This is a genomic window from Agromyces badenianii, from assembly GCF_003070885.1.
GTDB classification, from domain to species: domain Bacteria; phylum Actinomycetota; class Actinomycetes; order Actinomycetales; family Microbacteriaceae; genus Agromyces; species Agromyces badenianii.
This window is the reverse complement of record NZ_CP028913.1, coordinates 1,948,920-1,975,057: the sequence shown is the minus strand read 5'-3', so window position 1 is coordinate 1,975,057 and position 26,138 is coordinate 1,948,920. Positions and strand designations below refer to the sequence as shown.

The 26,138-nt window shown below is 70.9% G+C and carries 23 protein-coding genes, 1 tRNA gene and 1 other RNA gene; 13 read left to right on the top strand and 12 right to left on the bottom strand.

Annotated features, from left to right (window positions below):
* Positions 1-8: 8 nt before the first annotated feature.
* The 4 genes from ftsE to DCE93_RS09380 all read left to right on the top strand — a co-directional run bounded on the left by ftsE (position 9) and on the right by DCE93_RS09380 (position 3,310).
* Positions 9-1,019, top strand: coding sequence for a cell division ATP-binding protein FtsE (gene ftsE, locus DCE93_RS09395; protein WP_244284135.1), 1,011 nt, complete (start codon positions 9-11; stop codon positions 1,017-1,019).
* Entirely contained in the window at positions 1,016-1,927 is a 912-nt protein-coding gene (gene ftsX, locus DCE93_RS09390) for a permease-like cell division protein FtsX (RefSeq protein WP_108595655.1), read from the top strand. Before ftsE ends, ftsX begins: the two co-directional genes overlap by 4 nt.
* Before the next feature lie 125 nt (positions 1,928-2,052).
* Positions 2,053-2,529, top strand: a complete 477-nt coding sequence (gene smpB / locus DCE93_RS09385; protein WP_108595654.1) for an SsrA-binding protein SmpB — start codon at positions 2,053-2,055, stop codon at positions 2,527-2,529.
* Positions 2,530-2,572: 43 nt separating this feature from the next.
* Positions 2,573-3,310, top strand: a complete 738-nt coding sequence (locus DCE93_RS09380) for a tyrosine-protein phosphatase (RefSeq protein ID WP_108595653.1) — start codon at positions 2,573-2,575, stop codon at positions 3,308-3,310.
* Here the strand turns inward: DCE93_RS09380 and DCE93_RS09375 are convergent, their stop codons facing one another.
* A complete protein-coding gene (locus DCE93_RS09375; protein WP_168186194.1) occupies positions 3,311-3,979 on the bottom strand; it encodes an SIMPL domain-containing protein in 669 nt (222 codons plus the stop codon). It abuts the gene before it with no gap.
* Between the two features lie 162 nt (positions 3,980-4,141).
* Here DCE93_RS09375 and ssrA point away from each other — a divergent pair.
* Positions 4,142-4,513, top strand: a transfer-messenger RNA (tmRNA) gene (gene ssrA / locus DCE93_RS09370).
* Between the two features lie 56 nt (positions 4,514-4,569).
* Here ssrA and DCE93_RS09365 read toward each other — a convergent pair.
* Positions 4,570-5,481 carry a LysR family transcriptional regulator gene (locus tag DCE93_RS09365; RefSeq protein ID WP_108595651.1) on the bottom strand — a complete coding sequence of 304 codons (912 nt, stop codon included), beginning with the start codon at positions 5,479-5,481 and terminating at the stop codon, positions 4,570-4,572.
* 195 nt (positions 5,482-5,676) lie between these two features.
* Here DCE93_RS09365 and DCE93_RS09360 point away from each other — a divergent pair, with 195 nt between their 5' ends.
* On the top strand, positions 5,677-6,516 hold the full coding sequence (locus DCE93_RS09360; RefSeq protein ID WP_244284134.1) for a DMT family transporter: 840 nt from the start codon (positions 5,677-5,679) through the stop codon (positions 6,514-6,516).
* Between the two features lie 56 nt (positions 6,517-6,572).
* On the opposite strand, the gene DCE93_RS09355 is transcribed toward DCE93_RS09360, so the two are convergent.
* The 3 genes from DCE93_RS09355 to DCE93_RS09345 all read right to left on the bottom strand — a co-directional run bounded on the left by DCE93_RS09355 (position 6,573) and on the right by DCE93_RS09345 (position 9,047).
* Positions 6,573-7,097, bottom strand: coding sequence for a septum formation family protein (locus DCE93_RS09355; protein WP_108595649.1), 525 nt, complete (start codon positions 7,095-7,097; stop codon positions 6,573-6,575).
* 115 nt (positions 7,098-7,212) lie between these two features.
* Positions 7,213-8,145, bottom strand: a complete 933-nt coding sequence (locus DCE93_RS09350; protein WP_108595648.1) for an LLM class F420-dependent oxidoreductase — start codon at positions 8,143-8,145, stop codon at positions 7,213-7,215.
* Between the two features lie 8 nt (positions 8,146-8,153).
* Complete coding sequence (locus tag DCE93_RS09345; protein WP_420836976.1) at positions 8,154-9,047, bottom strand: inositol monophosphatase family protein; 894 nt, start codon at positions 9,045-9,047, stop codon at positions 8,154-8,156.
* 197 nt (positions 9,048-9,244) lie between these two features.
* Between DCE93_RS09345 and DCE93_RS09340 the strand changes: the two genes are divergently transcribed.
* Positions 9,245-9,317: transfer RNA gene (locus DCE93_RS09340), tRNA-Lys, on the top strand.
* 99 nt (positions 9,318-9,416) lie between these two features.
* Here the strand turns inward: DCE93_RS09340 and DCE93_RS09335 are convergent.
* The 7 genes from DCE93_RS09335 to DCE93_RS09305 all read right to left on the bottom strand — a co-directional run bounded on the left by DCE93_RS09335 (position 9,417) and on the right by DCE93_RS09305 (position 14,703).
* Complete coding sequence (locus DCE93_RS09335; protein ID WP_108595646.1) at positions 9,417-10,010, bottom strand: energy-coupling factor transporter transmembrane component T family protein; 594 nt, start codon at positions 10,008-10,010, stop codon at positions 9,417-9,419.
* Positions 10,007-10,696, bottom strand: a complete 690-nt coding sequence (locus DCE93_RS09330; RefSeq protein WP_108595645.1) for an energy-coupling factor ABC transporter ATP-binding protein — start codon at positions 10,694-10,696, stop codon at positions 10,007-10,009. Before DCE93_RS09330 ends, DCE93_RS09335 begins: the two co-directional genes overlap by 4 nt.
* Positions 10,693-11,910: a thiolase family protein gene (locus DCE93_RS09325; RefSeq protein WP_108595644.1), complete on the bottom strand. Its 1,218-nt coding sequence runs from the start codon at positions 11,908-11,910 to the stop codon at positions 10,693-10,695. Before DCE93_RS09325 ends, DCE93_RS09330 begins: the two co-directional genes overlap by 4 nt.
* Complete coding sequence (locus DCE93_RS09320) at positions 11,907-13,133, bottom strand: AMP-binding enzyme (RefSeq protein ID WP_146184971.1); 1,227 nt, start codon at positions 13,131-13,133, stop codon at positions 11,907-11,909. The genes DCE93_RS09325 and DCE93_RS09320 overlap by 4 nt, the downstream gene beginning before the upstream one ends.
* A complete protein-coding gene (locus DCE93_RS09315) occupies positions 13,130-13,804 on the bottom strand; it encodes a biotin transporter BioY (protein ID WP_108595642.1) in 675 nt (224 codons plus the stop codon). The genes DCE93_RS09320 and DCE93_RS09315 overlap by 4 nt, the downstream gene beginning before the upstream one ends.
* Before the next feature lie 148 nt (positions 13,805-13,952).
* Entirely contained in the window at positions 13,953-14,414 is a 462-nt protein-coding gene (locus tag DCE93_RS09310) for a hypothetical protein (protein ID WP_108595641.1), read from the bottom strand.
* A gap of 100 nt (positions 14,415-14,514) precedes the next feature.
* Positions 14,515-14,703, bottom strand: a complete 189-nt coding sequence (locus DCE93_RS09305; RefSeq protein ID WP_108595640.1) for a hypothetical protein — start codon at positions 14,701-14,703, stop codon at positions 14,515-14,517.
* Between the two features lie 97 nt (positions 14,704-14,800).
* Here DCE93_RS09305 and DCE93_RS09300 point away from each other — a divergent pair, with 97 nt between their 5' ends.
* The 6 genes from DCE93_RS09300 (at position 14,801) to DCE93_RS09275 (ending at position 26,137) form a co-directional block, all read left to right on the top strand.
* A complete protein-coding gene (locus DCE93_RS09300) occupies positions 14,801-15,400 on the top strand; it encodes a TetR/AcrR family transcriptional regulator (protein ID WP_235825229.1) in 600 nt (199 codons plus the stop codon).
* An 8-nt stretch (positions 15,401-15,408) separates the two neighbouring features.
* A complete protein-coding gene (locus tag DCE93_RS09295; protein WP_108595639.1) occupies positions 15,409-18,294 on the top strand; it encodes an MMPL family transporter in 2,886 nt (961 codons plus the stop codon).
* Entirely contained in the window at positions 18,291-20,234 is a 1,944-nt protein-coding gene (locus DCE93_RS09290) for a YhgE/Pip family protein (protein WP_108595638.1), read from the top strand. Before DCE93_RS09295 ends, DCE93_RS09290 begins: the two co-directional genes overlap by 4 nt.
* A 102-nt stretch (positions 20,235-20,336) precedes the next feature.
* Positions 20,337-22,583 carry a bifunctional alpha,alpha-trehalose-phosphate synthase (UDP-forming)/trehalose-phosphatase gene (locus tag DCE93_RS09285; protein ID WP_108595637.1) on the top strand — a complete coding sequence of 749 codons (2,247 nt, stop codon included), beginning with the start codon at positions 20,337-20,339 and terminating at the stop codon, positions 22,581-22,583.
* 9 nt (positions 22,584-22,592) lie between these two features.
* A complete protein-coding gene (gene ilvD / locus DCE93_RS09280) occupies positions 22,593-24,287 on the top strand; it encodes a dihydroxy-acid dehydratase (RefSeq protein ID WP_108595636.1) in 1,695 nt (564 codons plus the stop codon).
* A gap of 41 nt (positions 24,288-24,328) precedes the next feature.
* Complete coding sequence (locus tag DCE93_RS09275) at positions 24,329-26,137, top strand: acetolactate synthase large subunit (RefSeq protein ID WP_108595635.1); 1,809 nt, start codon at positions 24,329-24,331, stop codon at positions 26,135-26,137.
* Position 26,138 lies beyond the last annotated feature (1 nt).

The following is a 26,138-nucleotide window of genomic DNA, read 5'->3' as shown; positions in this document are numbered from 1 at the left end:
CGAATGCGATGATCCGCTTCGACTCCGTCACCAAGACCTACCCCGGCCAGGCGAGACCGGCCCTCAACGACATCGGGGTGGAGATCCTGCGCGGGGAGTTCGTCTTCCTCGTCGGGGCCTCCGGCTCGGGCAAGTCGAGCTTCCTCCGGCTCATGCTCAAAGAGGAGAAGCCGTCGAAGGGGTCCATCCACGTGCTCGGCCAAGATCTCGGCTCGATCTCGAGCCGCAAGGTGCCCTACTTCCGGCGCGACCTCGGTGTGGTCTTCCAGGACTTCCGGCTGCTGCCGAACAAGTCGGTGTACGAGAACGTCGCCTTCACGCTGCGGGTCATCGGCAAGTCTCGCGGCTACGTGCAGTCGGCGGTGCCCGAGACGCTCAAGCTCGTGGGGCTCGACGGCAAGGGCAAGCGGATGCCCCACGAGCTCTCGGGCGGCGAGCAGCAGCGTGTCGCGATCGCTCGCGCGATCGTGAACAAGCCGCAGATCCTGCTCGCCGACGAGCCGACCGGCAACCTCGACCCCGTGACGAGCGCCGGCATCATGACCCTGCTCGAGCGCATCAACGCAAGCGGCACCACGATCGTCATGGCGACCCACGAGGCGGGCATCGTCGACCAGATGCGCCGACGGGTCATCGAGCTCTCAGCCGGTGACATCGTGCGCGACGAGCGCAGCGCCGGCTACGACGGGCAGACGGTGCGAGACGTCGAGTACGTTCCCGAGCAGGAGCCCGGCCAGCCCGTCACCGCGGCCGCGCCGAAGGTGACCCCCGAGGTCATGCGCGACGCCGAGCCGCTGTACATCGAGCCCGAGGCGACCGATGCCGTGACCGACGCCGCCGCCGAGATCACCGCGGCGGCCACCGGCACGATCCAGGTCGAGCCCGAGCGGCTGCGGGCCCACGAGAAGGGCGGCGCCGGGGCATCCGAGCACCTGACCCTCGCCGAACGGCTGGGCCTGCGCGCCCCGGGAGGCCCTCGGGAAGGCGACGACGACCAGGAAGTGGGGCCGACGAAATGAGGATCGGTCTCGTGCTCTCCGAGGCGGCGAACGGCCTTCGCCGGAACGCCTCGATGGTGGTCTCCGTCGTGCTCGTGACGTTCATCTCGCTGACCTTCGTCGGCACCGCGGCCCTGCTGCAGCTGCAGATCGGCCAGATGAAGAACTACTGGTACGACCGGGCCCAGGTCGCGGTGTACCTCTGCACGGGTGTGTCGACCACCGCGGGCTGCACCGACGGTGAGGCGACCGAGGAGCAGAAGGGCGCGATCGAGGAGCAGCTCGGCTCCGAGACGCTCGCGAAGTACATCGACGAGTTCTACTTCGAAGACCACGAGCAGGCCTTCGAGAACTTCCAGGAGCAGTTCGAGGGCACCCCGGCGGCCGACTACGTGACGCCCGAGGTGCTGAACGAGACGTTCTGGGTGAATCTCGTCGATCCGTCGCAGGCGGCGGTGCTCGTCGAGAGCTTCGCGGGCATGGCCGGCGTCGAGGGCGTGGTCGACCAACGGCGTTACCTCGACCAGATCTTCGACGTCTTGAACGCGGCGAGCTATACGGCGATCGCCATCGCGGCGATCATGCTCGTCGCTGCGGCGCTGCTGATAGCCACCACCATCCGCCTCTCGGCGTTCTCGCGTCGGCGAGAACTCGGCATCATGCGGCTCGTCGGCGCCTCGAACCGGTTCATCCAGACGCCATTCGTGCTCGAGGGCGTCTTCGCGGGTCTCATCGGTTCGCTTCTCGCCGGCGGCGCGGTGGTGGCGATCGTGTACTTCTTCGTGCAGGGCTACCTCGCCGAGAACCTCTCGTTCACGTTCGTCGATCTCACCGACGCGCTCATCGTCGTGCCGTTGCTCATCATCGTCGGGGTGCTGCTCGCGGCGGTGTCGGCTGGCATCGCGATCACGAGATACCTCAAGGTCTGATCGGCGGCTTGCGGTCTGATCGACCGGGTCTCGACCGGGTTTCGACACGCCCGACCGGCAGCGGCTAGACTGAACGGCTGCTCCGGATGCCCCGGGGCGTTCGCAATCGAAGCAAGGAGCCGCTCGTGCCCAGGGAGACCGGTCAGAAGGTCGTGGCGACCAACCGCAAGGCGCGCCACGACTACACGATCGAGGACACCTACGAGGCCGGCATCGTGCTCACCGGCACCGAGGTGAAGTCGCTCCGCGAGGGTCGGGCGTCGCTCGTCGACGGCTATGCGTTCATCGAGGGCGGCGAGATGTGGCTCGATGCCGTGCACATCCCCGAGTACACCGAGGGCACCTGGAACAACCACGCGCCGCGACGCAAGCGCAAGCTCCTCCTGCACAAGCACGAGATCGTGAAGATCAGCCACCGCACGAGCCAGGGCGGCTACACCCTCGTGCCGCTGCAGATCTACTTCCGCGACGGGCGCGCGAAGGTCGAGATCGCAGTCGCGAAGGGCAAGCGCGAGTACGACAAGCGACAGACGCTGCGCGCGCGTCAAGACAAGCGCGAGGCCGACCGCGCCATCGCGAGTCGGCGAAACCTCGGCGACTGAGCGGTTCCCGGGCGCGTCGGCGGGCGGGAGTAGGCTCGGCACGATGGAGACCTCGACTCGCATTCCGGTGCCAGGCACGTACAATTTCCGCGATGTCGGCGGGCTGCCGGCCCTGACCGGCACGGTGCGCGACGGAGTGCTCTACCGCTCCGACGGCCTGAGCCGGCTGGGCGAGCCGGGCCGGGCGAAGCTCCGCGAACTCGGCGTCGGCGTCGTCATCGACCTGCGCGACGAGAACGAGGCGCAGGTGATGCCCGACGACCTGGGCGATCTCGACGTCGAAGTGCTGCGGCTGCCCGTCTTCGAGGGCTCGGGGGCGTCGCAGGGCGCGGCGGGCATCTCGCTCGAAGCGCTCTACGAGCGCATCGTCACCCAGCACGCGTCGGTCGTGGTCGCGGCCCTGCGCGAGATCTCCAGCGCCGGTGATCGCGCCGTCGTCGTGCACTGCACGGCCGGCAAAGATCGCACCGGGGTCGTGGTGGCCCTCGCGCTTCTCGCCGTCGGGGTCGATCGGGAATCCGTCATCGTCGACTACGAGTCGACCGAGGCGAATCTCGCGGGGGAGTGGCTCGACGAGATGGTGGCGCTCGTCGAGCGCTACGGCGTGCCCGACACTCCGGCGCTGCGCACGCTCATGGGCGGCAGTCCCCGTGAAGCCGTCGAATACGTCATCGAGATCGTCGAACGCGATCACGGTTCGGCGCGCGAGTACCTGCTCGCCGCCGGGCTCGGGCTCGGCGAACTCGCCGCGCTCGAGACGTTGCTCATCGACCCGAGCTGATCAGGCGGGGTCGGCGGTGAACCTCGCCTCGACCGCTGCCTCGATCACGAGCGGCGCCGGAACGAGCGATGGGCCGCCGCTGCCGGTCGAGTCTGCCGACACGCGCATCGCGTACAGCCGCTCGCCGCCGCCCTGCGGCACCGGGTGGGCCGTGAGCAGGCCGGTGTCGGCGAGCTCGGCCGGGGTTGGAGCCCCGAGCCCGAGCGCTGACGCGTAGACGGCGGCCTTCGCGACCGCGTCGGCGACGGCGCCGCGCTGCGCGGCCTCCTGCGTGCGCCGCCGCGTGGCATCCGTCAGTCGCCAGTCGATGCCGCCGACGCCGATCGATTCGCCGAGCGAGACCGCGCCGACCCATTCGGCGAGCCGCTCGAGGTCGGTGAAGACCACCTCGACGTCGGCGCTCGCCTGGTGCACGACGGGCAGCTGCCTGCCCTCGTTGTTCCAAGGGCGGTGCGACGAGACCCGCACCTGCCCGGCCGACCAGCTGTCGAGGGCGCCGGATGACTCGAGCTCGCGTACCTCGGCGAGCAGCTGTTCGTGGGCGAGCGAGGTGCGCGCGAAGGTCGAGTCGCGTTCGGCCCCCGACGCGCTCACGGTCAGCGACACGGCGCCGAGCTCGGGTGCGATGCGCTCTTCGGCGATGCCGCGCACGGCGATGACGGTCGGCACATGGACCTCCAGATACATCCGCTCGGGAATGGCGGAGCGGCCGCGCCTGTTCTAGACTGTAAGGCCGGGTCGTCGCCGTTTCAACGGCGGGCGCCCGGGTTGAAAACTCCACAGTGTGCGATAACGGCCCGCCCAACTGAGCGATCAGCCACGGCGAAACATGGGGATGATCGGTTTCGACATCGTCTGCGAACCCACGAGAAGCGGGCCGAGGATCCAGGGTTATCTCGTAAACGATCTCTGGAAAACCATAAGTGCCAATTCAAAGCGCACTGACTTCGCCCTCGCTGCATAAGCGAGCCCGATAGTCCGTCAGCCCGCGGGTCCGTTCCCGCCCCGGTAGCTGGCGTCATCTAGGGAACTTGCTGCGTGTAGTCGCCTGAGCGACACGCGGGACTTCATTCAGGCTGGGCTCGTCGACCTAGGCGCCTGTGGCAAAGGTCGGGGCCGAGCAGAACGCTTGCACAGGCTGCGCCCGGAGAAGGCGTGGAATCACAGCGATGGACGGGGGTTCAATTCCCCCCATCTCCACCATCGGCCGTTGTCGCACACTGTCGGAGCAGCGCCGTCCGGCGCACTCGTCGCCTCGCTCAGGCGAGCGCCGCGGTGCGCAGCAGTTCGGTCAAGCGCTGCACCGCCGGATGCATCCGCATCGAGCGCTTCACCCGCATCATGATGCGTCGTCGAGCGGCGGCGTCGTCGACCGGGATCACGACGACGCCGTCGGGCATGCCGAGTGCGCCGAGCTTCGGCAGCACCGTGACGCCGACCCCGGCGGCGACGTAGTCGATGGCGGTCGTGTAGTCGGGGGCCTGGATGCGGAATCGCGGCGCGAAGCCCTGTTCGGCGCAGGCCGACAGGACGATCTCGCGGCACGGACCGCGCGCGTGGTCGTTGTCGATCCACGGCTCGTCGGCGAGCTCTGCGAGCGACACCGAACCACGCATCGCCAGGGCGTGCGCGGCAGGTACGACGACGACATACCCCTCGGTTCGGAGGTGCTCGATGTCGTACCCGTCGGCCGTGCCGTCGGCAACGGAGGGATCCCGGTCTCCGCGTACCGACTCGGCGACATAGAGCTCGACGTCGGGCTCGCCGGCGTGCGGCCCGCCGAGTTCGGTGAGGGCGAGCTCGAGCCTGAGGTCGGGGAACTCGCGCACGAGCGTGGCGGCGATGGCGGGCATCCATGCGCGGTTCGATGAGGAGAAGCACGTGATGCGCAGTGTGCCGCTGCGCCCCGAGCGGAGGTCGTCGGCCAGAGAATCGAAGTCGGCGAGCTGGTCGAGCACTCGCGCGGCGCGGTCGGCGACCGCGATGCCCGCGGATGTCGGCGCGATGCCGCGCCCGCGTTTCTCGATGAGGGCGAGGCCGGTCTCGCGCTGCAGCGCACTCACGTGCTGGCTGACGGCCGACGGGGTGTAGCCGAGCCTCGTGGCGGCTCGGTTGATCGAGCCGGTCTGCACGACCGCCCGGAAGACGCGAAGTCGATGCGGATCCACCATGCGACGATCGTACAGTGCGACTGAATGAATGGAAAGAAAGATTCGCTTGTACTGACGCAATTGAGCCGCCACGCTGAACGAATGCGACCTTCCGCGAGCACCGCCCCTGGATCGACACCGCCGACACCGCCGACACCGCCCGTACTGCCGACACCGGCGCCGACCACCGCGATCGGGTGGAAGGTGCTGACCGCGATGGCCATCGTGCTGGTGCTCTGGGCGTCGGCGTTCATCGCCATCCGGGCGATCGGCGACGACATCTCACCGGGCCCCCTCGCCCTCGGCCGGCAACTCGTCGGCGCCACGGTGCTCGTGGCCATCGCCATCTGGCGCCGGCCCCCGCTGCCTCGTCCGCGTGCGCTCGCGCTCATCGCGGTCTACGGCGTGCTCTGGTTCGCGGGCTACACGTTCGTGCTCAACCTCGCCGAACGCCATCTCGACGCGGGCACCGTCGCGATGCTCGTCAACATCGCCCCGCTCCTCGTGGCGCTCGCGGCCGGAGTGCTGTTGAAAGAAGGATTCCCCCGCCCGCTCATGGTCGGCATCGGCATCGCGTTCGCCGGGGTCGTGATCATCGCGACCGGAGGGATCGGCGCGCACAGCGAGCCGATCGGAATCGCACTGGGCATCCTCGCCGCGGTGCTCTACGCGGCCGGAGTGCTCGTGCAGAAGGTCGCACTCCGCGAGGCGGATGCGCTGAGCGCCACCTGGATCGGCTGCGTCATCGGGGCGGCCGTGCTGCTGCCGTTCCTGCCGCAGACCGTCGTCGAGCTGTCGGATGCGCCGGTTCCGGCGGTGCTCGCAGTCGTCTACCTCGGCGTGTTCCCCACCGCCATCGCGTTCCTGCTCTGGGCGTACGTGCTCAAGCGCAGCCCTGCCGGTGCGACGGCCTCGGCGACGCTCGCGGTGCCGGCGATCGTCGTGGTGCTCTCGTGGCTCCTGCTCGGGGAGCTGCCGACCGTCTTCGGCATGATCGGCGGCGCGCTGTGCCTGGCCGGCGTCGCGTGGAGCCGTAGAGCGCCGCGGCGGTCATGAACGATGCCGCGTGGCGTGCCCGAAGGCCCGCCACGCGGCATCCATCGCTCAGGTGCTCAGCGCGCGGCGCCGGCCAGCGTGCCGGTGACCTGACCGGCCGGGTCGTAGATGACGCAGGAGACCACTCGGTCGTCACGGGTCTCCCAGCTCTCGTGCGAGGGGCGGTAGGTGGAGAAGTCGAGTGTCGACGAGTCGTACGCGAGTCCGACGAACGGCTCGAACTCCGCAAGGCAGGCCTCTTCGGCCTGCGTCTGGATGACGTCGTCGCCGGGGTACTCGTCACCGTCGATGGTGAGGTCGAAGTAGACCTCGTCGTCGTGCGGCTGGTCGCAGGGCACGACCGGCACCTCGGAGACGAGCTCTTCGGTGACCTCGTACATGCAGTCGCCGACGATGAGGGCGAAGACGTCGGCGTCGCCCTCTTCGACGATCTCCTGCGTGGTCTCGTCTCGCTCGGGCTGCGGTGCCGACCCGCCGACGAGGTCGCGGACGATGCTGCATCCGGAGAGCGGAATCGCCACCGCGACGGCGGCGAGGGAGACGAGGGCTCGCGTCAGGATGCGTCGCGTGGCGGAGTTCACTGGGGGCCTCTCGGTTCGGGATCGAAGCTCACGAGCCGCGCGCCATGCGCCGGCGCCCAGCCGCACCCGGATTCGGTGTCAGCATAGCGGGGCCGGCGAACGCACCGCTCGGCCGTTACGGCAGGTGCGGCAGGTGCGGCAGCACCTCGGCGGCGATCAGCTCGAGGTGATCGAGGTCACGCAGGTCCACGAGTTGCAGGTAGACGCGATCGGCGCCGAGTTCGCGCAGGCGCAGGAGCTTGTCGACTGCCGCGGCCGGTGAGCCGGCGATGTTGATCTCGGCGAACGTGTCGGGGTCGGCGCCGATGGCGTCGAGGCGGCGCAGGTAGTCGGCGTCGGAGGTCGCGACGACCGTGGGCAGTGCGACGCTCGTGCGCAGGGAGCCCGGGTCGCGCCCGATCTCGTCGCACGCTCGCCGAACCCGGTCGAAGGATGCCGCGATGATCGACTCGTCGCGGAAGCCGATGTTGTACTCGCTCGCGAACCGCGCGGCGATGGCGGGTGTGCGTCGCGGGCCGGCACCGCCGACGATGATCGGCAGCGGGGCCTGAACGGGCTTCGGCAGGGCCGGCGACTGCACGAGTCGGTAGTGCTCGCCGGTGAAGTCGTAGTGCCGGCCGAGCGGCGTCGTCCAGAGGCCCGTCACGACCTCGAGCTGCTCCTCGAGCATGCCGAACCGCTGAACGGGGAACGGGATGCCGTACGCCTCGTGCTCCTCGGCGAACCATCCGGTGCCGAGGCCGAGCTCGACCCGACCGCCCGACATCGCGTCGACCTGGGCGACCTGGATCGCGAGCACCGACGGGTGCCGGAAGGTCGCCGAGGAGACGAGGGTGCCGAGCCGGATGCCTCGGGTCTCGCGGGCCAGGCCGGCGAGGGTGGTCCAGGCGTCGGTGGGGCCCGGCAGTGGGTCGCCATCGCCCATCGCGAGGTAGTGGTCGGAGCGGAACCACCCGTCGAACCCGAGGCGTTCGGTCGCGCGCGCCTGCGCGAGCTGGTCGTCGTAGCTCGCGCCCTGCTGCGGTTCGGTGAAGATGCAGAGTTCCACGGCCGCGCCTACGCCGATGCGTCGCGGACCGCCGCGAGCACCTCGTCGTGGATGAGACCGTTCGTCGCGAGCGCGCTGCCGTGCCACGGGCCCGGCTCGCCCGTGATCGAGGTGAACCGGCCGCCCGCCTCCTGCACGATCGGGATGAGCGCCGCGAGGTCGTAGGGCTTCACGTCGAACTCGCCCGTGATGTCGATGAGTCCTTCGGCGAGCAGCATGTACGACCACAGGTCGCCATAGGCCCGCTCGCGCCAGACGAGCTCGGAGAGGGAGAGGAGACGGTCGAGGTAACCGGCATCGCGCCACTGGGCGAGGCTCTGGAAGCTGAGGGATGCGTCGGCGAGCGATCGGACACCGGAGACCTGCAGTCGTCTCGCACCCGTAACGGAGCCGGCCGGGGCATCCGCGCCGCCGGTGGTGCCGGCCTCGCTCGCGCCGGCCTCGCTCGCGCCGGCCTCGGCGGCCGAGGCGGTCGTCCATGCGCCCGAGCCCTTCGCTCCCCACCAGCGGCGCCCCATCGCCGGAGACGAAGCCACGCCCACGACCGGCTCACCGTCGACGGCGAGCGCGATGAGGGTGCCCCACACGGGGACGCCGCGCAGGAAGTTGGCCGTGCCGTCGATCGGGTCGATGATCCACTGCCGTGCCGAGTCGCCCTCGACGCCGAACTCCTCGCCGTAGATGCCGTCGCCAGGGCGAGCGGCGGCGATGCGCTCGCGAATGGCCCGTTCGACGGCGAGATCGGCCTCGGTCACGGGGGAGCGGTCGGGCTTCGTCTGCACGTCGAGGTCGACCGCCCGGAAGCGGGCGAGCGAGACGGCGTCGGCCAGTTCGGCGAGTTCGAGCGCGAGCCCGAGGTCGGAGGCGAGGTCGTTGACGGAGTCGGCGGTCACGTCGTTCAGGCTATCGCGGGCGACTCGGCCGCCGAAGGCTGGCCGACGCACGGCGCCGCATGGCGGGAGGCGAACCGGCCGACCCGGGTCGCATCGGTCGGATGACGCGCCGATCGCCCCTCGATTGGTGCAACAGCGGGTTCTCCTGATAGTGTGGTTCCTCGGTTCGGGTCGTCAGAAATCCGGGCCGAAACGTGTGAACACACGCACCTCTAGCTCAATCGGCAGAGCAACTGACTCTTAATCAGTGGGTTCTCGGTTCAAGTCCGAGGGGGTGCACGATCAAGCCTCGAACCTCTCGCCGGGTTCGGGGCTTTTTCATTGCCCGGCCGCGGTCACTCCGGCCGGCATCCCGGCTCGAGCGGCGGCGCGGCTCGCTCAGTCGTCGAAGCCGCGGGCGGTCAGCGCATCGCCGAGGTGCTCGGCGGTCTGCAGCGCGCGCACGATGACCGGCACGGCGAGCGCGACCAGCGAGCCCTCCGCGCCGCGGGCCTTCCTGGCCTCGAGCACCTCGCGCACGATCTCGGCGAGGAGCGGCACGCAGCGGATCGTGAGCGCGAGCGTGAGACCCACGCGATCGGCGTCGATCCAGCGGTGGAACGGCCGCAGCAACGTCTGCATCGCATCGAGGGTCGCCGAGACGGGCGTCGTCAGCGTGTAGAGCGCGGCGAGGGCCACGGCGAGCACGAGGCGCACCGCCATCGTCGCCGCGGCCTCCCACCCGCCGAAGAGCACCTGCACGGGCACCGCGAAGGCGAGCAGCCAGAGGATCGGCACGATCTGGCGCCAGACGAGCGCGAACGGCAGCCAGGCGACGAGGAACAGGATGGCCACGAGCCCGGTGGCCACGGAGAGCGCCACGAGTGAACTCTGCACGGCGATGGCGGTGACGAGCACGGCGAGGAGACCGAGCTTCGGAAGCGCCGGTGCGCGGTGCACGAGCGAGTGGCCCGGATGGAAGACGCCGATCATCGCGGGCTTCCGATGAGCGCGCGATAGGCGTCGAGCGCGGGCTCGGGCCGGTCGTCGGCGACGACCTGGCCCGCCTCCATGACGATGACACGGTCGAACCCGTCGAGCAGTTCGAGCTGATGGCTCACGACGATGAGCTGCTGAGGCAATTCGGCGAAGTGCTCGCCGACGAGCCTGGCGTTCCGTGCGTCGAGCAGTGTCGTCGGTTCGTCGGCCACGATGACCGCCGGCTCGGCGACGAGCACCGAGGCGAGGGCCAGCAGCTGCTTCTGGCCGCCCGAGAGGCGATGCGCCGGCCGATCGGCCAGCTCGACGAGCCCGAAACGGTGCAGCGCCGCATCGACGCGCGCCGCGGCATCCGCTCGATCGAGCTTGTGCCGGCGCAGGGTGAACGCGACGTCCTCGCGCACCGTGGGCATGACGATCTGATTGTCGGCGTTCGTGAACACGAAGCCGACGGTGCGGCGCACCTCGCGCGCGTGGCGGGCGAGGTCGAGACCGCCGACCGAGACCCGGCCGGCCGTCGGCGTCACGAGGCCGTTGATCATGCGGGCGAGCGTCGACTTGCCCGAACCGTTCGCACCGACGATGCCGATGCGATGCTCCCCGAGCACGAGCGAGACGTCGTCGACGACCCGTTCGGCGCCGAAGTCGTGGCTGACGTGGTCGAACACGATGTCGGTCATGAGGCGCGCTCCACGATCATGGCGATGCCCTGGCCGCCGCCGATCGAGCACGCGGCGAGGCCGGGTCGATCGTCATCGGCTGCGAACATGCGCGCGGCGAGCCGCACGAGCAGTACGGCGCCCGATGCGCCCCACGGATGCCCGAGCGCGATGGCGCCGCCGTCGGCCGAGATCACCGACTCGTCGAGTCCGAGCTCGTCGCTCACGGCGAGGAGCTGCGCGGCGAATGCCTCGGTGATCTCGACGAACCCGAGCTCGCTCGGCGCGAGGCCCGCGCGGGCGAGGGCGAGGCGCGCGGCGGGCGCAGCGCCGAGACCGGGCAGTGCCGGGTCGCTCCCCGCGACCGCGGTGGTCAGCACCCGGAGCGACGGCAGCGCGAGCTCGCGCGCCACTCGCGCCGTCGTCACGGCCATCGCCGCAGCGCCGTCGGAGAAGCCGCAGGAGTTGCCCGCGGTGACCGTGCCGGCCGCGCCGCGGGAGCCGGCCGTGCCGGCCGCGCCGCGGGAGCCGGTGGGGTCACCTTCGGCAGGCTCGCCGACGAGCGGGAACGCCGGCGCGAACCGCGCGAGCCGGGCGAGATCCATCGAGGCGCGCGGTCGATCGTCTCGCGAGATGCCGTCGACGTCGACGATCTCGCCATCGAAGACCCCGCTCGATTGCGCCGCGGCCGCGCGCGCATGCGAGCGGGCCGCCCAGCCATCCTGCCGCTCGCGGGAGATGCCGAGGACCGCGGCGAGCCGGTCTGCCGCGGGACCCATCTCGGGGTCGGAGAACCCGGCCGGTGCGAAGGGGGCTCGCGAATACCGCTCACCCGAGAGCGGCCACGAGCGGTGCGGGGCCGTCGAGGCGGACTCGGCTCCGCCGGCGATGAGCAGTTCGCCGTCGCCGGCCTTCACACGAGCGGCGGCCTGCATGACGGCGTCGAGACCAGAACCGCACTGCCGGTCGACGGTGACGCCGGGTACCGACGCTCCGAGTCCGGCCCGTAGCGCCGCGATGCGGGCGACATCGCCGCCCGGCCCCATGCAGTTGCCGAGCACGACGTCGTCGATCGCCAGCCCGCTCGCGGCGACGGTGCGTGCCACCTCGGCGAGCACGGGGGCGGCGAGGGCGTCGACCGTGTGCGCGGCGAAGCCGCGCCCGGCCGTGCCGATCGCGGTGCGCCGCGGTGCGACGATGACGGGTGCCGAGCGGGTGTCGAGGGCGGCCGTCACGACACGCCCCGATCGGAGACGGAAGGATGCTCCGGCCCGAGCGTGCCCGACGCGAGCGCAGCGCGGAGCAGTCCGCGCGCGGGCTTGCCCGAGACGGTTCTCGGCACGGCTTGCACGAACCAACGGCGCGGCAGTTCGGCCGCGGGAAGACTCGCCCGTGCGGCCGCGACGACAGTGGAGGCATCCGCGGTGCCGTCGAGTTCGACGACCGCGACGACCCGCTCGCCGAGCAGTTCGTGCGGTTCGCCGATCACGGCGGCCGCAGCCACCCCCGGCAGCCCGACGAGACGCGACTCGACGGCCTCGGCGAGCACCGTCGCGCCGGCGGTGGTGATGGCGGCGTCGCCGCGCCCGGCGATGCGGAAGGCGTCGGTGCCGACGGGCTCGGCGAGATCGCCGACGGTGGCGAAGCCGTCGTCGTCGCGCCGAAGCATCCCGCCGCCGATGACGCCGAGCGCGAGGTAGGGGGAGCGCGCCCAGAGCTCCCGGCCCGATGCGACGGGGCGCAGCTCGACCTCGACGCCCGGGAAGGGCGAGAGCGAGGGGCCGCGCCCGGCGGCCACGAACGAGAGCTCTGCAGCGCCGTAGTACTCGGTCACCCGGATGCCGCGCCGAGCCGCCTGCGCACGAAGGGCATCGCTCATCGCCGCCCCCGCGACGATCGCCGACGGCGGCACCTGCCGCCCCTCGACGATCCGGGTGAAGCGTGTGGGGGTCGCGTGCACGACGCTCGCCCGGGTCACGTCGTCGCCGACCGCGGCGCCGAGCCAGAGCGCGTGCAGCGCCGCGTACAGGTGCATGGAGACGTGCAGCGGGCCGGTCACCGCGACGCGGTCGTCCGCCACGAGCCCGGCGACGTCGGCGAGCGGAGCCGCCGAGGCGAGCCAGGACTCGTTGGTCCGGGCGACCGCTCGAGGGGCGGCGGCCGGATCGGACGAGCCGGAGGTGAGCATCGTGAGCTCGGTGCCGGCCGGCAGGTCGGGCGAGATGCGGGCGGCATCGGCCGCGTCACCGCCGACGAGCACGGGGCGGCCGCGTTCGAGGCACGCGAGCACGACGGCGATGAGTCGAACGGGGTCGGTGCCGACCGGGCAGGCGACGAGTCCGTCGCCGCCCGGCAGCGCGGCCGCGGCGACCGCGTCGGCGAGCTCGCCGTAGCGCACGGCGCTGCCGCCGAACGCGAGGGCGAGGGCGCCGCGTCGTCCCCGCAACCAGTCGCTCACTCGGTCTCGCCGGAACCGGTCTGGCCGGCACGGCGCGCCCACGGCCACTGCCGCGACTCGATCAGCCCGGGCCACGCCCGGTGCACGCCCTTCGCGACGAGCACGGTCACGACGACCTTGAGGATGTCGCCCGGCAGGAACACCGTGGAGCCGAGCAGTGCGGCGCCGAGGGGCGTGCCGGTGATCGCGGCGAACACGGGCACTCCGATCAGGTAGATCGCGACGATGCCGCCGAGCGCGGTCCATCCGAGCGCGGGCGCGATCGCGTACCGCGGAAGCAGCCGAGCCGTCGCCCAGCCGATGACGGCGGCGCCGAGCAGCCAACCGATGAGGTACCCGACGGACGGGCCGACGAAGACGCCGAGGCCCCCGCGCCCGCCCGAGAGCAACGGGAGGCCCACCGCGACGAGCGTGAGGAAGAGCGTAACGGAGAGCACGCCCTTGCGTGCCCCGAGGATGGCGCCCGCGAGCATCACGCCGAGGGTCTGGAACGTGATCGGCACCGCGGCGCCGCCGATGTTGAGCGCGCCCGGAAGGCCCAGCGCCGCGATGAGCGCCGCGAAGACGGCGATCTGCGCGAGGTCGCGTGCGGTGTTGCGGCGCGGGCGCGCTGCGGGCAGCGGCGTGTTCGCGTCGGTGTCGCTCGGGCTGGTGCTGCGGGCGGAGCTCATCGGATTCCCCTCATCGTGACGTGCGGGCGGTTGCCCGGGAATCACGCTACGAGGAGCGGGGGAGTGCATTCTCGAATGGCCGTACAAGAATCACCGGCCGATTTTGGAGCGGCGGCGTCGGTGCCGACCGGTCGGCACCGAAGGCGGCTCAGGCTGCGCGGGCCTCGAGCGCGGTGGCGGCGCCGATCGTGGGCAGATCGGCGGCCTCGACCTCGGAGGATGCCTCGGCCACGGGCTCATCGACCGGGGCGGCTGCCTCGACGGGGTCGGCCCAGACGATGAGGGGCGCGGGCTCCCAACCGAGGGCGAGGGTCTCTTCACCGGCGGGCACCACGACGGCGACGGAATCGCGTTCGTCGAGGATGGCCCGGGTGAGTTCCGACGCGATCTGGTGGGTGAGCATCGCGTGGAAGATGCGGTCGGTGTCACCGTCGGACTTGCGCACGAGCGACCAGCCGCCACCGGGGCCGATGAACTCCGACAGCCTCGCGTTCAGCAGCTCGAAGATGTGCTCGCCGCGGAGATCGGCCGCCGAAGGACGCGGCGTCGGGGCGGCAGCATGGGCGGAGGCCTGGGCGGCAAGCCGTGCACGGCGCCAGCGGCGGAACATCGGTGGCCCCTCTCGTGAGGTCGTCTCGGGTGTTCGTCCAGTTTCGGGCACCACGCAGCGGATTGCGAATGACACGCCGCGCAACAGCGGCGCGGCCTCGTTATTCGCCGAGTTCGGGGTTCCTGGTCTGTTCGGCGACCGTGCCGATCGCGATTGCGAGGCTCGCCGCCCACGACACCCACATGAGCAGCAGGCGCCAATCTCGAGGTCCGGCTGCCGTGGCCCTCGCCACGCCGATGCCGCTGATGACGGCGCTGATCACGGCTCCGCTGAAGAGGTACTTGCGCATGTCGCAACGCTACCCTCTGGCTTCGCCGGCCTGTGAGACATCCGTGAATCTGACCGATCGTGCAGAAGCTGACCGATCGGTCAATTACCGTGGAAGCATGCCCACCGAAGCATCCATGCCGTCCCGCGTGCGCGCCAGCGACGAACTGCGCCAGGCCGCCCTCGAGCAGTTCGCGACCGTCGGCTTCGCCGCGAGTTCACTGCAGCAGATCGCCGACCACGCCGGCTACTCGAAGTCGAGCGTGCTCTACCACTACGCCTCCAAGGAGGCGCTGCTCGAGGCCGCCATCGGCCCCGCCATCGACCTGCTCGAGACGCTGCTCGGCGACTTCGTGGCGGGCGGCCGCACCGGGGCCGCGCGCGCGACCTTCATCGAGAGCTTCGTCGACTTCCTGCTCGGCAACCGGCTCGCGGTGCACACCTTCGTGAACCAGGGCCAGTCGCTGCGCGGGCTGCCGGTGATCGAGCGCGCCAACACCGCCATCCGGGGACTCGCCGACTCGATCTGCGACGACGACGCCCCGCTCGCCGAGCAGATGCGCTTCGGCGTCGCGCTCGCCGGCGCGACGTACACGCTCGTCGCCGGTGCCACCTTCCTCGACGACGAGCAGAAGGTCGCCGACGGCGACGTGCGCGAGGCCCTCATCTCCGTGCTCTCCGAACTCCTGCTGACGGCCGACAGCCGCCCCACCCGATAGGTCCGAACATGGCACTCCTCCTTCACCGCATCGGTCGTTTCGCCTTCCGCCGCGCCTGGTACGTCATCGTCGCGTGGGCGCTCGCCCTCGGCGCGCTGCTCGGCGCCGGCCTCGGCCTCGGCGGCCAGCTGCAGGATTCCTTCGCGATCCCCGGCACCGAGTCGCAGACCGCGATCGACCAGCTCGCCGCGGTGTTCCCGCAGACGGCGGGCGCTTCGGCGAAGGCCGTCGTCGAGGCCCCCGACGGGGCATCCGTCGAGTCCGAATCCTTCCGCGCGGCGATCGAGGCGATGGAGGCCGAGATCGAGCAGGTCGACGGTGTCGCGAGCGTGCTCGGGCCCTTCGACGAGTACGCCGGCGACCAGATCTCGGGCGACGGCCGAACCGCCTACGTGCAGGTGCAGTTCGACGGCCCGGTCACCGACGTCACCGCGGAATCCCTCGACGCCGTGACCGCGACGGGCGAGCTCGCAGGTGATGCAGGCCTCGTCGTGGCGTTCGGCGGCGACGTCTTCCAGGAGACGAGCTTCGGCCTGACGATCACCGAGGTATTCGGCGTGCTGTTCGCCGCCGTCGTGCTCATCATCACGTTCGGCTCGCTGCTCTCGGCGGGCATGCCGTTGCTCACCGCGCTCGTCGGCGTCGGTGCGGCGTTCGGCGGCATCTCGATCGTCGCGGCGTTCACCACGGTGTCGTCGACGGCCCCGATGCTCGCGGTCATGATCGGGCTCGCGGTCGGCATCGACTACGCGCTCTTCATCCTGTCGCGGCACCGGACGCAGCTGGCCCGCGGGCAGGATCCCGAGGAGTCGGCCGCAGAGGCCGTCGCGACCGCCGGCGGCGCCGTGGTGTTCGCCGGGCTGACCGTGATCATCGCGCTCCTCGGCCTGCTGGTCGTCGGCATCCCGTTCCTCAGCGTCATGGGCGTGGGCGCCGCGTTCGCCGTGTTCATCGCGGTGGCGGGGGCCGTCACCCTGCTGCCCGCACTGCTCGGCGTCTTCGGGCGCCGGCTCATCCCGAAGCCCGGCAGCCGCGCGCACCGCCGAGCCAACGCCGCCGACGACGGCGGCAAGCGCACCATGGGCCGGCGCTGGGTCGACCTGGTGCTGAAGGCGCCCGTCGTGTTCGTCGTCCTCGTGGTGGGGCTCCTCGGAGCCGCCGCGGTGCCGGCCGCGAGCCTCGACCTCAACCTGCCGAACGGGTCGGGATCCGAGGGATCCAGCCAGCGCGAGGCGTACGAGATGATCGAGAACGGCTTCGGCCCCGGCTACAACGGGCCGCTGATCGTCACCGTCGACATCACCCAGACCACCGACATCTTCGACGACCTCGACGCCATCGGCGACCGCATCGGCGACCTCGACGACGTCGCCTTCGTCGGCGACGGCCTGCCCAACGAGACGGCCGACACGGCGATCATCCAGGTGATCCCCGACAGCGCACCGGATGCCCCAGAGACCAAGGTGCTCGTCGAGAACATCCGCGAGCTCGAACCCTCGATCAGCGCCGAGCTCGGCACGCCGATCGCGGTGACCGGCTACACGGCCGTGGCGATCGACATCTCGAACCGTCTCGCCGACGCGCTCATCCCGTTCGCGCTCATCGTCGTCGGCCTCTCGATCGTGCTCCTGCTCATGGTGTTCCGATCGGTGTTCGTGCCGATCAAGGCCGCCCTCGGGTTCCTGCTCTCGGCCTTCGGCGCCATCGGCGTCACCGTCGCGATCTTCCAGTGGGGCTGGTTCGCCGATCTGCTGCACGTCGAGCCCGGACCGATCCTGAGCTTCCTGCCCATCCTGCTCATGGCCGTGCTGTTCGGCCTCGCCATGGACTACGAGGTGTTCCTCGTCTCGGGCATGCGCGAGGAGTTCGTCAAGACGAAGGAGCCGCGCAAGGCCGTCGTGCACGGGTTCCAGCACGCCGCCCGCGTCGTCACCGCCGCCGCACTCATCATGTTCTTCGTCTTCTTCGCCTTCGTGCCCGAGGGCGCCGGGGTGATCAAGGGCATCGCGTTCGCGCTCGCCGTGGGCGTCGCCTTCGACGCGTTCCTCGTGCGCATGACGCTCGTGCCCGCCGCGATGGCGCTCGCCGGAAATGCGGCCTGGTGGCTGCCGAAGTGGCTCGCGAAGGCGCTGCCGAACGTCGACATCGAGGGAGAGGGGTTGCGCGCCCACCTCGACCAGCAGGCCTGGGCCGCTTCACGCCCCGCAGCAGTGAACGCCGACGCCGCGGTGTTCGGCCTGCCCGAACGCCCGATCGGCCCGCTCTCGGTCGAGGTGCCGACGGGCGGCGTGCTCGTCGTGCAGGGCGATCCCGTCGATCGGCGCGTCGTCGCCGCGACCCTCGCGGGACGTCTCGACCCGGTCGACGGCCGGCTCGCCGTGCTCGGCTCGCCGCTGCCCACGGGAGCCGGTGCGGTCATGCGCGGCGTCGCGATCGCCGACGTCCATGCCGCTGCCGGGCCGGGCGGCACCGTCGGCGAGCTCATCGCGGGCCGGCTCGACGCCATCCGCCCGTGGTACCGGCTCTCGCCGTCGAACACGCTCGTTCGCACGTGGGCGTCGCGAGCGGCGGATGCCGCGGGCCACGGCCCCGACGGGCCGCGCTTCACCGCCGACACCCCGCTCGCCGCGCTCGGCGTCGAGGCCCGCACGCTCGTGGCGGTCGCCGCGGCGCTCGCCGAGCGTCCCAAGGCCCTCGTGATCGACCTCGACGACGATCCCGGCTCGGCCAGCGGCGCACTGTGGCGTGCGCTCGCCGTGCTCGTGCCCGCACAGGTGACGCTCATCGTCGGGCTCGGCCGCTCGGCCGTGTCACCCGCGTCGGCGCCCGAACTCGCCGCACGCGGCATCCGTACCCTCGAACCCGTCTCGCACCTCCAGGAGGCCCACCGATGAGCACTCGACTCTCCCGGCTCTTCGGCTCGACCCCCGCCCAGCGCCGCGTGCGCTACGGCGTGCTGGTCGCCGCCGTCATCGCCGTGCCGCTCGCCGTCTCCGGACTCGTCTCCGGCGCCCTCGGCGGTGCCGGCGACAACCTCGAGCAGATCCCGGCCGTCGTCGTCAACAACGACGAGATGGTCACCATGACACTGCCCGACGGCACCGATCAGCCGGTGCTCGCCGGTCGCCAGCTCGTGACCGAGCTGACCGACCCCGACACGGCCGGCTTCCAATGGAAGATCTCCAACGACGAGGAGGCGGCCGGGCTCCTCGCCTCGGGCGACGCCTACGCGGTGCTCACCATCCCCGAGGACTTCTCGGAGTCGGTGACCTCGCTCTCGGGCCGGAGCCCTCAGCAGGCGAACCTCGACATCCGCACCGACGACGCGCACGGATACCTCGCGGGCTCGGTGGCCCAATCGGTCGGCGACGCCATGTCGGCGACCTTCGGCCGTGAGCTGACCGCACAGTACCTCGAGGGCTTCTACACGAACCTCGCGACGATGGGCGGCGCGCTCGGCGAGGCTGCCGGCGGTGCGACCCAGCTCTCGACCGGAGTCGGTTCGCTCGCGGGCGGTCTCGGCACGCTGTCGAACGGCGTCGCCGGGGCGGCGTCGGGGGCGACGGACGCCGCGAGCGGCGCGCACGCGTACGCCGCCGGCGTCACGCAGTACACGCACGGCGTCGACGGCATCGCGAGCGGGCTCGCGGGCCTCGACCAGGGTGCCGCCGGGCTCGACGGGCTGTCTGTCGGCTGGGACCAGTACGTCGGCATGATCGCCGGGGCATCGGGCGAACTCACGAACAGCGTCGACGCGTTGAACGGCTACGTCGAGCAGAATCCGGGCCTGCTCGAACAGTTCCCCGAGCTGGCCGAATACCTCGGCTACGTCGGCCAGGTCGAGCAGGGCGTGTCGCAGTTCGCCGCCGGAGGGACGAAGCTCGCGGCGGAGACCCGCGGCGGCATCGACGGCATCCAGGCCGGCATCTCGCAGCTCTCGGGCGGCGCCGCGCAGGTGGCGGCCGGCTCCGGCGGCATCCGCGACGGCGCGAACGGCCTCGCCTCCGGGCTCGACGAGCTCGCGGGCGGGCTCGGCGCGCTCCAGGGCGGGGCATCGGATGCCGCGGCCGGCGCCACGCAGCTCGCCGGCGGCGCGAACACCCTCGCAAGCGGGCTCGCCTCCGGGGCGGAGAGCGCGAAGGCGCTCACCGACATCGACGGGGCGGCGACCGCAGAGGTCGTCGCCGAACCGGTGACGGTCCAGGCCACCCGCGATCACGAGATCGCCGGAACCGGCGAGGTCATCGGCATGCTGTTCCTGCCGATCGGGCTCTGGCTCGGCGCGATGGCGCTCTTCCTCGTGTTCCGTCCGTTCGGCCGGGAGGCCCTTCGCAGCACCGCCTCGACCGGCGGTCTCGTGTGGCGCACGCTCGCTCGCGCCGGCCTCCTCGCCCTCGCCCAGGCCGTCGCGGTGGTGCTGCTCCTGCACGGCGCCATGGGCGTCGCCTGGACGCTGCTGCCGCAGACCCTCGCGTTCGCGGCGCTGCTCGCCCTCGTCTTCACCGCGCTGCACGCCTTCCTCACCGTGTGGCTCGGGCGGGCGGGACTCCTCGTCTCGCTCGTGCTCGTCGCACTGCAGCTCACCGCGTCGGGCGGGCTCTACCCGATCGAGGTGCTGAGCGGTCCGTTCCAGGCCATCAGTCCGTTCCTGCCGCTCACCTGGGCCGTGCAGGGCATGCAGCTCATCGTCGCGGGCGCCTCCGGGGGAGCTGTGGCGTTGGCGGCCGGGGCACTCGCCGTGTTCGGCCTCGCCGGCGTGCTCGGCACGGGCCTCGTGATCGGCCGGCGCCGCGGCGTGCGCTCGATCGGGTTCGCGGCGGCAGCGCTCGGCTGACCGGTGTCGCGCACCGCCGATCGCCGCGCGCCGACCGTCTCGGGCCGGCCCCGCGAAGCGACTGTTAGCCTGAAGAAAGCGCGAGGAGGGACATCCGCCGATATGAACGCCCATGAACCGAAACGCGACGATCTCTACATCGACGCCGCCTACGACATGATCGTGGTCTCCAACCGCCTGCCGGTCGACTACGAGCAGGGCCCCGACGGCGAAACCGGTTGGAAGAGCTCGCCGGGCGGCCTCGTCACCGCGCTCGAACCGGTCATGCGCGCCGCCGACGGCGCCTGGATCGGCTGGGCCGGCGTCGCCGACCGCGAGTTCGACCCGTTCGAGTACGACGGCATCAACATCATCCCGGTGCCGCTGTCGGCAACGGAGCTCGAGGACTACTACGAGGGCTTCTCGAACGACACCCTCTGGCCGCTGTACCACGACGTCATCGCCCCGCCGTCGTTCCACCGCGAATGGTGGGACGCGTACGTGCGGGTCAACCGGCGCTTCGCCGAGGCCGCCGCGCGTGCGGCCTCCGACGGCGCGGTCGTCTGGGTGCAGGACTACCAGCTGCAGTTGGTGCCCCGGATGCTGCGCGAGAAGCGCCCCGACCTCGTGATCGGGTTCTTCAACCACATCCCGTTCCCGGCATACGGCATCTACTCGCAACTGCCGTGGCGGCGCCAGGTCATCGACGGACTGCTCGGCGCCGATGTCATCGGCTTCCAGCGCGCCGCCGACGCCGGCAACTTCACGCGCGCCGTGCGCCGCCTCTTCGGGTACGCCACCCGAGGCAGCGTCATCGACGTGCCAGGCCCCGACGGCAATGTGCGGCACGTCGTCGCCCGCCAGTTCCCCATCTCGATCGACGCGGCCGGGTTCGAGGAGATCGCACGGCGGCCCGAGGTGCAGGCCCGCGCACACGAGATCCGCGAGAGCCTCGGCAACCCGAAGACGATCATGCTCGGCGTCGACCGGCTCGACTACACGAAGGGCATCCGGCACCGGCTGAAGGCCTTCGGCGAGCTGCTGCGCGACGGCCGGCTCTCGGTCGAAGACGTCACCCTCGTGCAGGTCGCGAGCCCGTCGCGCGAACGCGTGGAGACGTACCGGCAGCTTCGCGACGAGATCGAGCTCATGGTGGGGCGCCTGAACGGCGACCACTCCACCCTCGGCCACCAGGCGATCGCCTACCTCCACCACGGTTACCCGCGGGAGGAGATGGTCGCGCTCTACCTCGCCGCCGACGTCATGCTCGTGACGGCGCTCCGCGACGGCATGAACCTCGTCGCTAAGGAGTTCGTCGCGTGCAGCTTCGACGACGACGGCGTGCTCGTGCTCAGCGAGTTCACCGGGGCATCCGACGAGCTCCGGCAGGCCATCCTCGTGAACCCGCACGACATCGACGGCTTGAAGGACGCGATGGTCGAGGCCGCACGGATGCCGCGCAAGGAGCGGGCCCGACGCATGCGGGCCCTGCGCAAGCGCGTGCGCGAGAACGACGTGGCGAAGTGGTCTGCGACGTTCCTGAAGACGCTGACCGGCGCCGGCATCATCGCCTCCGGGGTTCCCGAGGGGCTCGAAACGGCGATCCTCCGCATCGCCGACACCGATCGGCTGCTCGTCGCCCTCGACTTCGACGGCACCCTCGCTCCGCTCGTCGACCGGCCCCAGGACGCGCGGGCGACGAAGCGCGCACGCGCCGCGATCGAGCGACTCGCGGCGCTCGACGACACCCGCGTCGCGATCGTCTCCGGGCGTGCCCTCGAGAGTCTCCGCGAGGTCGCCGACCCCCCGCAGGGCGCGCTGCTCAGCGGATCCCACGGCGTGGAGCTGCAGCTCGACGCCGGCGGGGTCACGATCGACCTGCGCGACGCAGAGCTCGCGGCCCTCGAGCATCTCACCGCCATCCTCGAGGAGGTCGCCTCGGGTGCCGAGGGCGCATGGGTGGAGTGGAAGCCCGCCGGACTCGCGCTGCACACCCGGAAGGTCGTCGCCGAGACCGCCGCCGAGCTCCAGCGCGTCGCCCGCGAGCGAGTCGAGTCCGAGATCCCCGAGCTCACCGTGCGCACCGGCAAGGGCGTGCTCGAGTTCTCGGTGCGTCCGAGCGACAAGGGCGAGGCGCTCACCCGGCTCCGCCAGCATGCAGGTGCCAGTGCCGTGGTCTACGTCGGCGACGACGTCACCGACGAAGACGCGTTCGCAGCGCTCGAGAACGAAGATCTCGGCGTGAAGGTCGGCCAGGGGCGGTCGCTCGCGGCCAACCGCGTGCGCAGTCCAGACGACGTCGCCGACCTGCTCGAGCGGCTCGCCGACGCCCGTGAAGTGACGCGCGGGGGTCCCTCGCGCTGGCCATAGACTCGATGCATGTCGGAGTTCGATCCCAAACCTCGTAGCCGCACCGTCACCGACGGCATCGAAGCCATGACCAGCCGCGGCATGCTCCGCGCCGTCGGCATGGGAGATGCGGACTGGGACAAGCCGCAGATCGGCATCGCTTCGTCGTGGAACGAGATCACCCCCTGCAACCTCTCGCTCGGCCGGCTCGCGCAGGCCGCGAAAGAGGGCGTGCACGGCGGCGGCGGGTACCCGCTGCAGTTCGGCACGGTCTCCGTCTCCGACGGCATCTCGATGGGGCACGAGGGCATGCACTTCTCCCTCGTCTCACGCGAGGTCATCGCAGACTCGGTCGAGGTCGTCATGCAGGCCGAGCGTCTCGATGGATCGGTGCTGCTCGCGGGCTGCGACAAGTCGATCCCCGGCATGCTCATGGCCGCGGCCCGGCTCGACCTCGCCTCGGTCTTCCTCTACGCCGGCTCCATCGCGCCGGGCTGGGTGCGGCTGTCCGACGGCACCGAGAAAGACATCACGATCATCGACTCGTTCGAAGCGGTCGGCGCCGTCAAGGCCGGCACGATGAGCGAGGCCGACGCGAAGCGCATCGAGTGCGCATTCGCCCCGGGCGAGGGCGCCTGCGGCGGCATGTACACGGCGAACACCATGGCCTCGGTCGCCGAGGCGCTCGGGCTATCTCTTCCGGGCTCGGCCTCGCCGGCGTCAGCAGACCGCCGCCGCGACTACTACGCGCACCGCTCGGGCGAGGCCGTCGTGAACCTGCTGAAGCACGGCATCACGGCACGTCAGATCCTCACCAAGAAGGCCTTCGAGAACGCCATCGCCGTCGGCATGGCCCTCGGCGGCTCGACCAACATCGTGCTGCACCTCCTCGCGATCGCGCACGAGGCCGAGGTCGACCTCACGCTCGACGACTTCAACCGCATCGGCTCGAAGGTGCCGCACATCGGCGACCTCAAGCCCTTCGGCAAGTACGTCATGAACGACGTCGACCGCCGCGGCGGCCTGCCGGTGCTCATGAAGGCCCTGCTCGACGCCGGGCTCATGCACGGCGACGCGCTCACCGTGACCGGCAAGACGCTCGCCGAGAATCTCGCCGAGATGGAGATCGCTCCGCTCGACGGCGAGGTGCTGCGCACGCTCGACAACCCCATCCACGAGACCGGCGGCCTGACCATCCTGCACGGCTCGCTCGCACCCGAGGGCGCGGTCGTCAAGACCGCGGGGTTCGACGCGGCCACCTTCGAAGGGCCGGCGCGCGTGTTCGAGCGCGAACGCGCCGCCATGGACGCGCTCACCGAGGGCTCGATCAAGCACGGCGACGTGGTCGTCATCCGCTACGAAGGGCCGAAGGGCGGCCCCGGCATGCGCGAGATGCTCGCCATCACCGCGGCCATCAAGGGCGCAGGCCTCGGAAAAGATGTACTACTCTTGACGGACGGTCGATTCTCAGGCGGCACAACCGGCCTCTGCATCGGCCATCTGGCACCCGAAGCGGTGGACGCAGGTCCCATCGCCTTCGTGCGCGATGGTGATCTCATACGGGTCGATATCGCAGCTCGTTCCATCGACCTACTGGTCGACGATGCCGAGCTGGCTGCCCGCCGTGAAGGCTGGGCTCCGCTTCCCCCGCGCTATACCCGTGGCGTCCTCGCGAAGTACTCGAAGCTCGTGCGTTCCGCCGCCGAAGGCGCCACGACGGGCTGAGGCTGCGCTTCCCGCACACCGTCCACCAGAACAGGAACCGAATGACCACGGAATCCAACCCCGTGCCATCGCCCGCCCCGGTGCCGTCCGGCGCTCCCGTGGAGATCACGGGCGCCGAGGCGGTCGTCCGCTCGCTCGAGATGCTCGGCATCACCGACGTGTTCGGCCTTCCCGGCGGCGCGATCCTCCCCGTCTACGACCCGCTGCTCGACAGCCGCAAGCTCCGCCACATCCTCGTGCGTCACGAGCAGGGCGCCGGTCACGCGGCCGAAGGCTACGCCTCGTCGTCGGGCAAGCTCGGCGTCGCGATCGCGACGTCGGGCCCCGGCGCCACGAACCTCGTCACCGCGATCGCCGATGCCCACATGGATTCCGTGCCGATGCTCGCGATCACGGGTCAGGTGTTCTCGAACCTCATGGGCACCGACGCGTTCCAGGAGGCCGACATCGTCGGCATCACGATGCCGATCACGAAGCACTCCTTCCTCGTGAAGGACCCGGCCGAGATTCCGGCGACGATCGCGGCCGCGGTGCACATCGCCACGACCGGTCGCCCCGGCCCCGTGCTCGTCGACATCACGAAAGACGCCCAGCAGGCGAAGTTCTCGTTCCGCTGGCCGCCGAAGCTCGATCTGCCGGGCTACCGGCCGATCACGAAGGCGCACGGCAAGCAGGTCGCAGCCGCGGCCCAGCTGCTCGCCGAGGCGAAGCGGCCCGTGCTCTACGTGGGCGGCGGAGTCATCCGCTCGCGAGCCTCCGACGAGCTCCGCACGCTCGCAGAGACGACGAATGCGCCCGTGGTGACGACGCTCATGGCCCGCGGCGCGTTCCCCGACTCGCACCCGCAGCATCTGGGCATGCCCGGCATGCACGGCACGGTTCCCGCCGTGATCGCGCTGCAGGAGGCCGACCTCCTGATCGCGCTCGGCGCGCGCTTCGACGATCGCGTGACCGGCAAGGCGCCGCTCTTCGCGCCGAACGCCAAGGTCGTGCACGTCGACATCGACCCGGCCGAGATCTCGAAGATCCGCGTCGCCGACGTGCCGATCGTGGGTGATGCCAAAGAGGTGCTCGTCGACCTCGAAGCGGCCTACCGCGACGCGATCGCGGGCGAGGCCGGCTCGCCCGATCTCGACGAGTGGTGGGCGACGCTCGACGGGCTTCGCTCCGAGTTCCCGCTCGGGTTCTCGACGCCGTCCGACGGACTGCTCGCACCGCAGCAGGTCATCCAGCGCATCGGCGAGCTCACGGGGCCCGAGGCGGTCTACGCCGCGGGTGTCGGCCAGCATCAGATGTGGGCGGCGCAGTTCATCAAGTACGAGCGGCCGAACTCCTGGCTGAACTCCGGCGGCGCCGGCACCATGGGCTACGCGGTTCCGGCCGCGATGGGCGCGAAGGTCGCCGAACCCGATCGGGTGGTCTGGGCGATCGACGGCGATGGATGCTTCCAGATGACGAACCAGGAGCTCGCCACCTGCACGCTGAACGACATCCCGATCAAGGTCGCGATCATCAACAACTCCTCGCTCGGCATGGTGCGCCAGTGGCAGACGCTGTTCTACGACGGCCGGTACTCGAACACCGACCTGAACACCGGCCACGACAGCGTGCGCATCCCCGACTTCGTCGCACTCGCCGAGGCGTACGGCGCCCTCGGCATCAGGGTCACGAAAGAAGACGAGATCGATGACGCCATCAAGCTGGCGCTCGCGACGAACGACCGCCCCGTGGTGATCGACTTCGTCGTCTCCGCCGATGCGATGGTGTGGCCGATGGTGCCGCAGGGCGTCTCGAACAGCTACATCCAGTACGCCCGCGATCACTCGCCGGCATTCAGCGAGGAGGACTGAT

What these genes read in the sequence shown, in the direction of transcription:
- DCE93_RS09335 (WP_108595646.1), bottom strand. Translation starts at nt 10,010, where the DNA reads ATGATCGGCGTCTTCCATCCGGGCCACTCGCTCGTGCACCGCGCACCG.
- DCE93_RS09360 (WP_244284134.1), top strand. Translation starts at nt 5,677, where the DNA reads ATGGCCATCGTGCTGGTGCTCTGGGCGTCGGCGTTCATCGCCATCCGG.
- DCE93_RS09285 (WP_108595637.1), top strand. Translation starts at nt 20,337, where the DNA reads ATGAACGCCCATGAACCGAAACGCGACGATCTCTACATCGACGCCGCC.
- DCE93_RS09300 (WP_235825229.1), top strand. Translation starts at nt 14,801, where the DNA reads ATGCCCACCGAAGCATCCATGCCGTCCCGCGTGCGCGCCAGCGACGAA.
- ftsE (WP_244284135.1), top strand. Translation starts at nt 9, where the DNA reads ATGATCCGCTTCGACTCCGTCACCAAGACCTACCCCGGCCAGGCGAGA.
- DCE93_RS09310 (WP_108595641.1), bottom strand. Translation starts at nt 14,414, where the DNA reads ATGTTCCGCCGCTGGCGCCGTGCACGGCTTGCCGCCCAGGCCTCCGCC.
- DCE93_RS09365 (WP_108595651.1), bottom strand. Translation starts at nt 5,481, where the DNA reads ATGGTGGATCCGCATCGACTTCGCGTCTTCCGGGCGGTCGTGCAGACC.
- DCE93_RS09275 (WP_108595635.1), top strand. Translation starts at nt 24,329, where the DNA reads ATGACCACGGAATCCAACCCCGTGCCATCGCCCGCCCCGGTGCCGTCC.
- ftsX (WP_108595655.1), top strand. Translation starts at nt 1,016, where the DNA reads ATGAGGATCGGTCTCGTGCTCTCCGAGGCGGCGAACGGCCTTCGCCGG.
- DCE93_RS09330 (WP_108595645.1), bottom strand. Translation starts at nt 10,696, where the DNA reads ATGACCGACATCGTGTTCGACCACGTCAGCCACGACTTCGGCGCCGAA.
- DCE93_RS09380 (WP_108595653.1), top strand. Translation starts at nt 2,573, where the DNA reads ATGGAGACCTCGACTCGCATTCCGGTGCCAGGCACGTACAATTTCCGC.
- DCE93_RS09295 (WP_108595639.1), top strand. Translation starts at nt 15,409, where the DNA reads ATGGCACTCCTCCTTCACCGCATCGGTCGTTTCGCCTTCCGCCGCGCC.
- DCE93_RS09315 (WP_108595642.1), bottom strand. Translation starts at nt 13,804, where the DNA reads ATGAGCTCCGCCCGCAGCACCAGCCCGAGCGACACCGACGCGAACACG.
- DCE93_RS09290 (WP_108595638.1), top strand. Translation starts at nt 18,291, where the DNA reads ATGAGCACTCGACTCTCCCGGCTCTTCGGCTCGACCCCCGCCCAGCGC.
- ilvD (WP_108595636.1), top strand. Translation starts at nt 22,593, where the DNA reads ATGTCGGAGTTCGATCCCAAACCTCGTAGCCGCACCGTCACCGACGGC.
- DCE93_RS09305 (WP_108595640.1), bottom strand. Translation starts at nt 14,703, where the DNA reads ATGCGCAAGTACCTCTTCAGCGGAGCCGTGATCAGCGCCGTCATCAGC.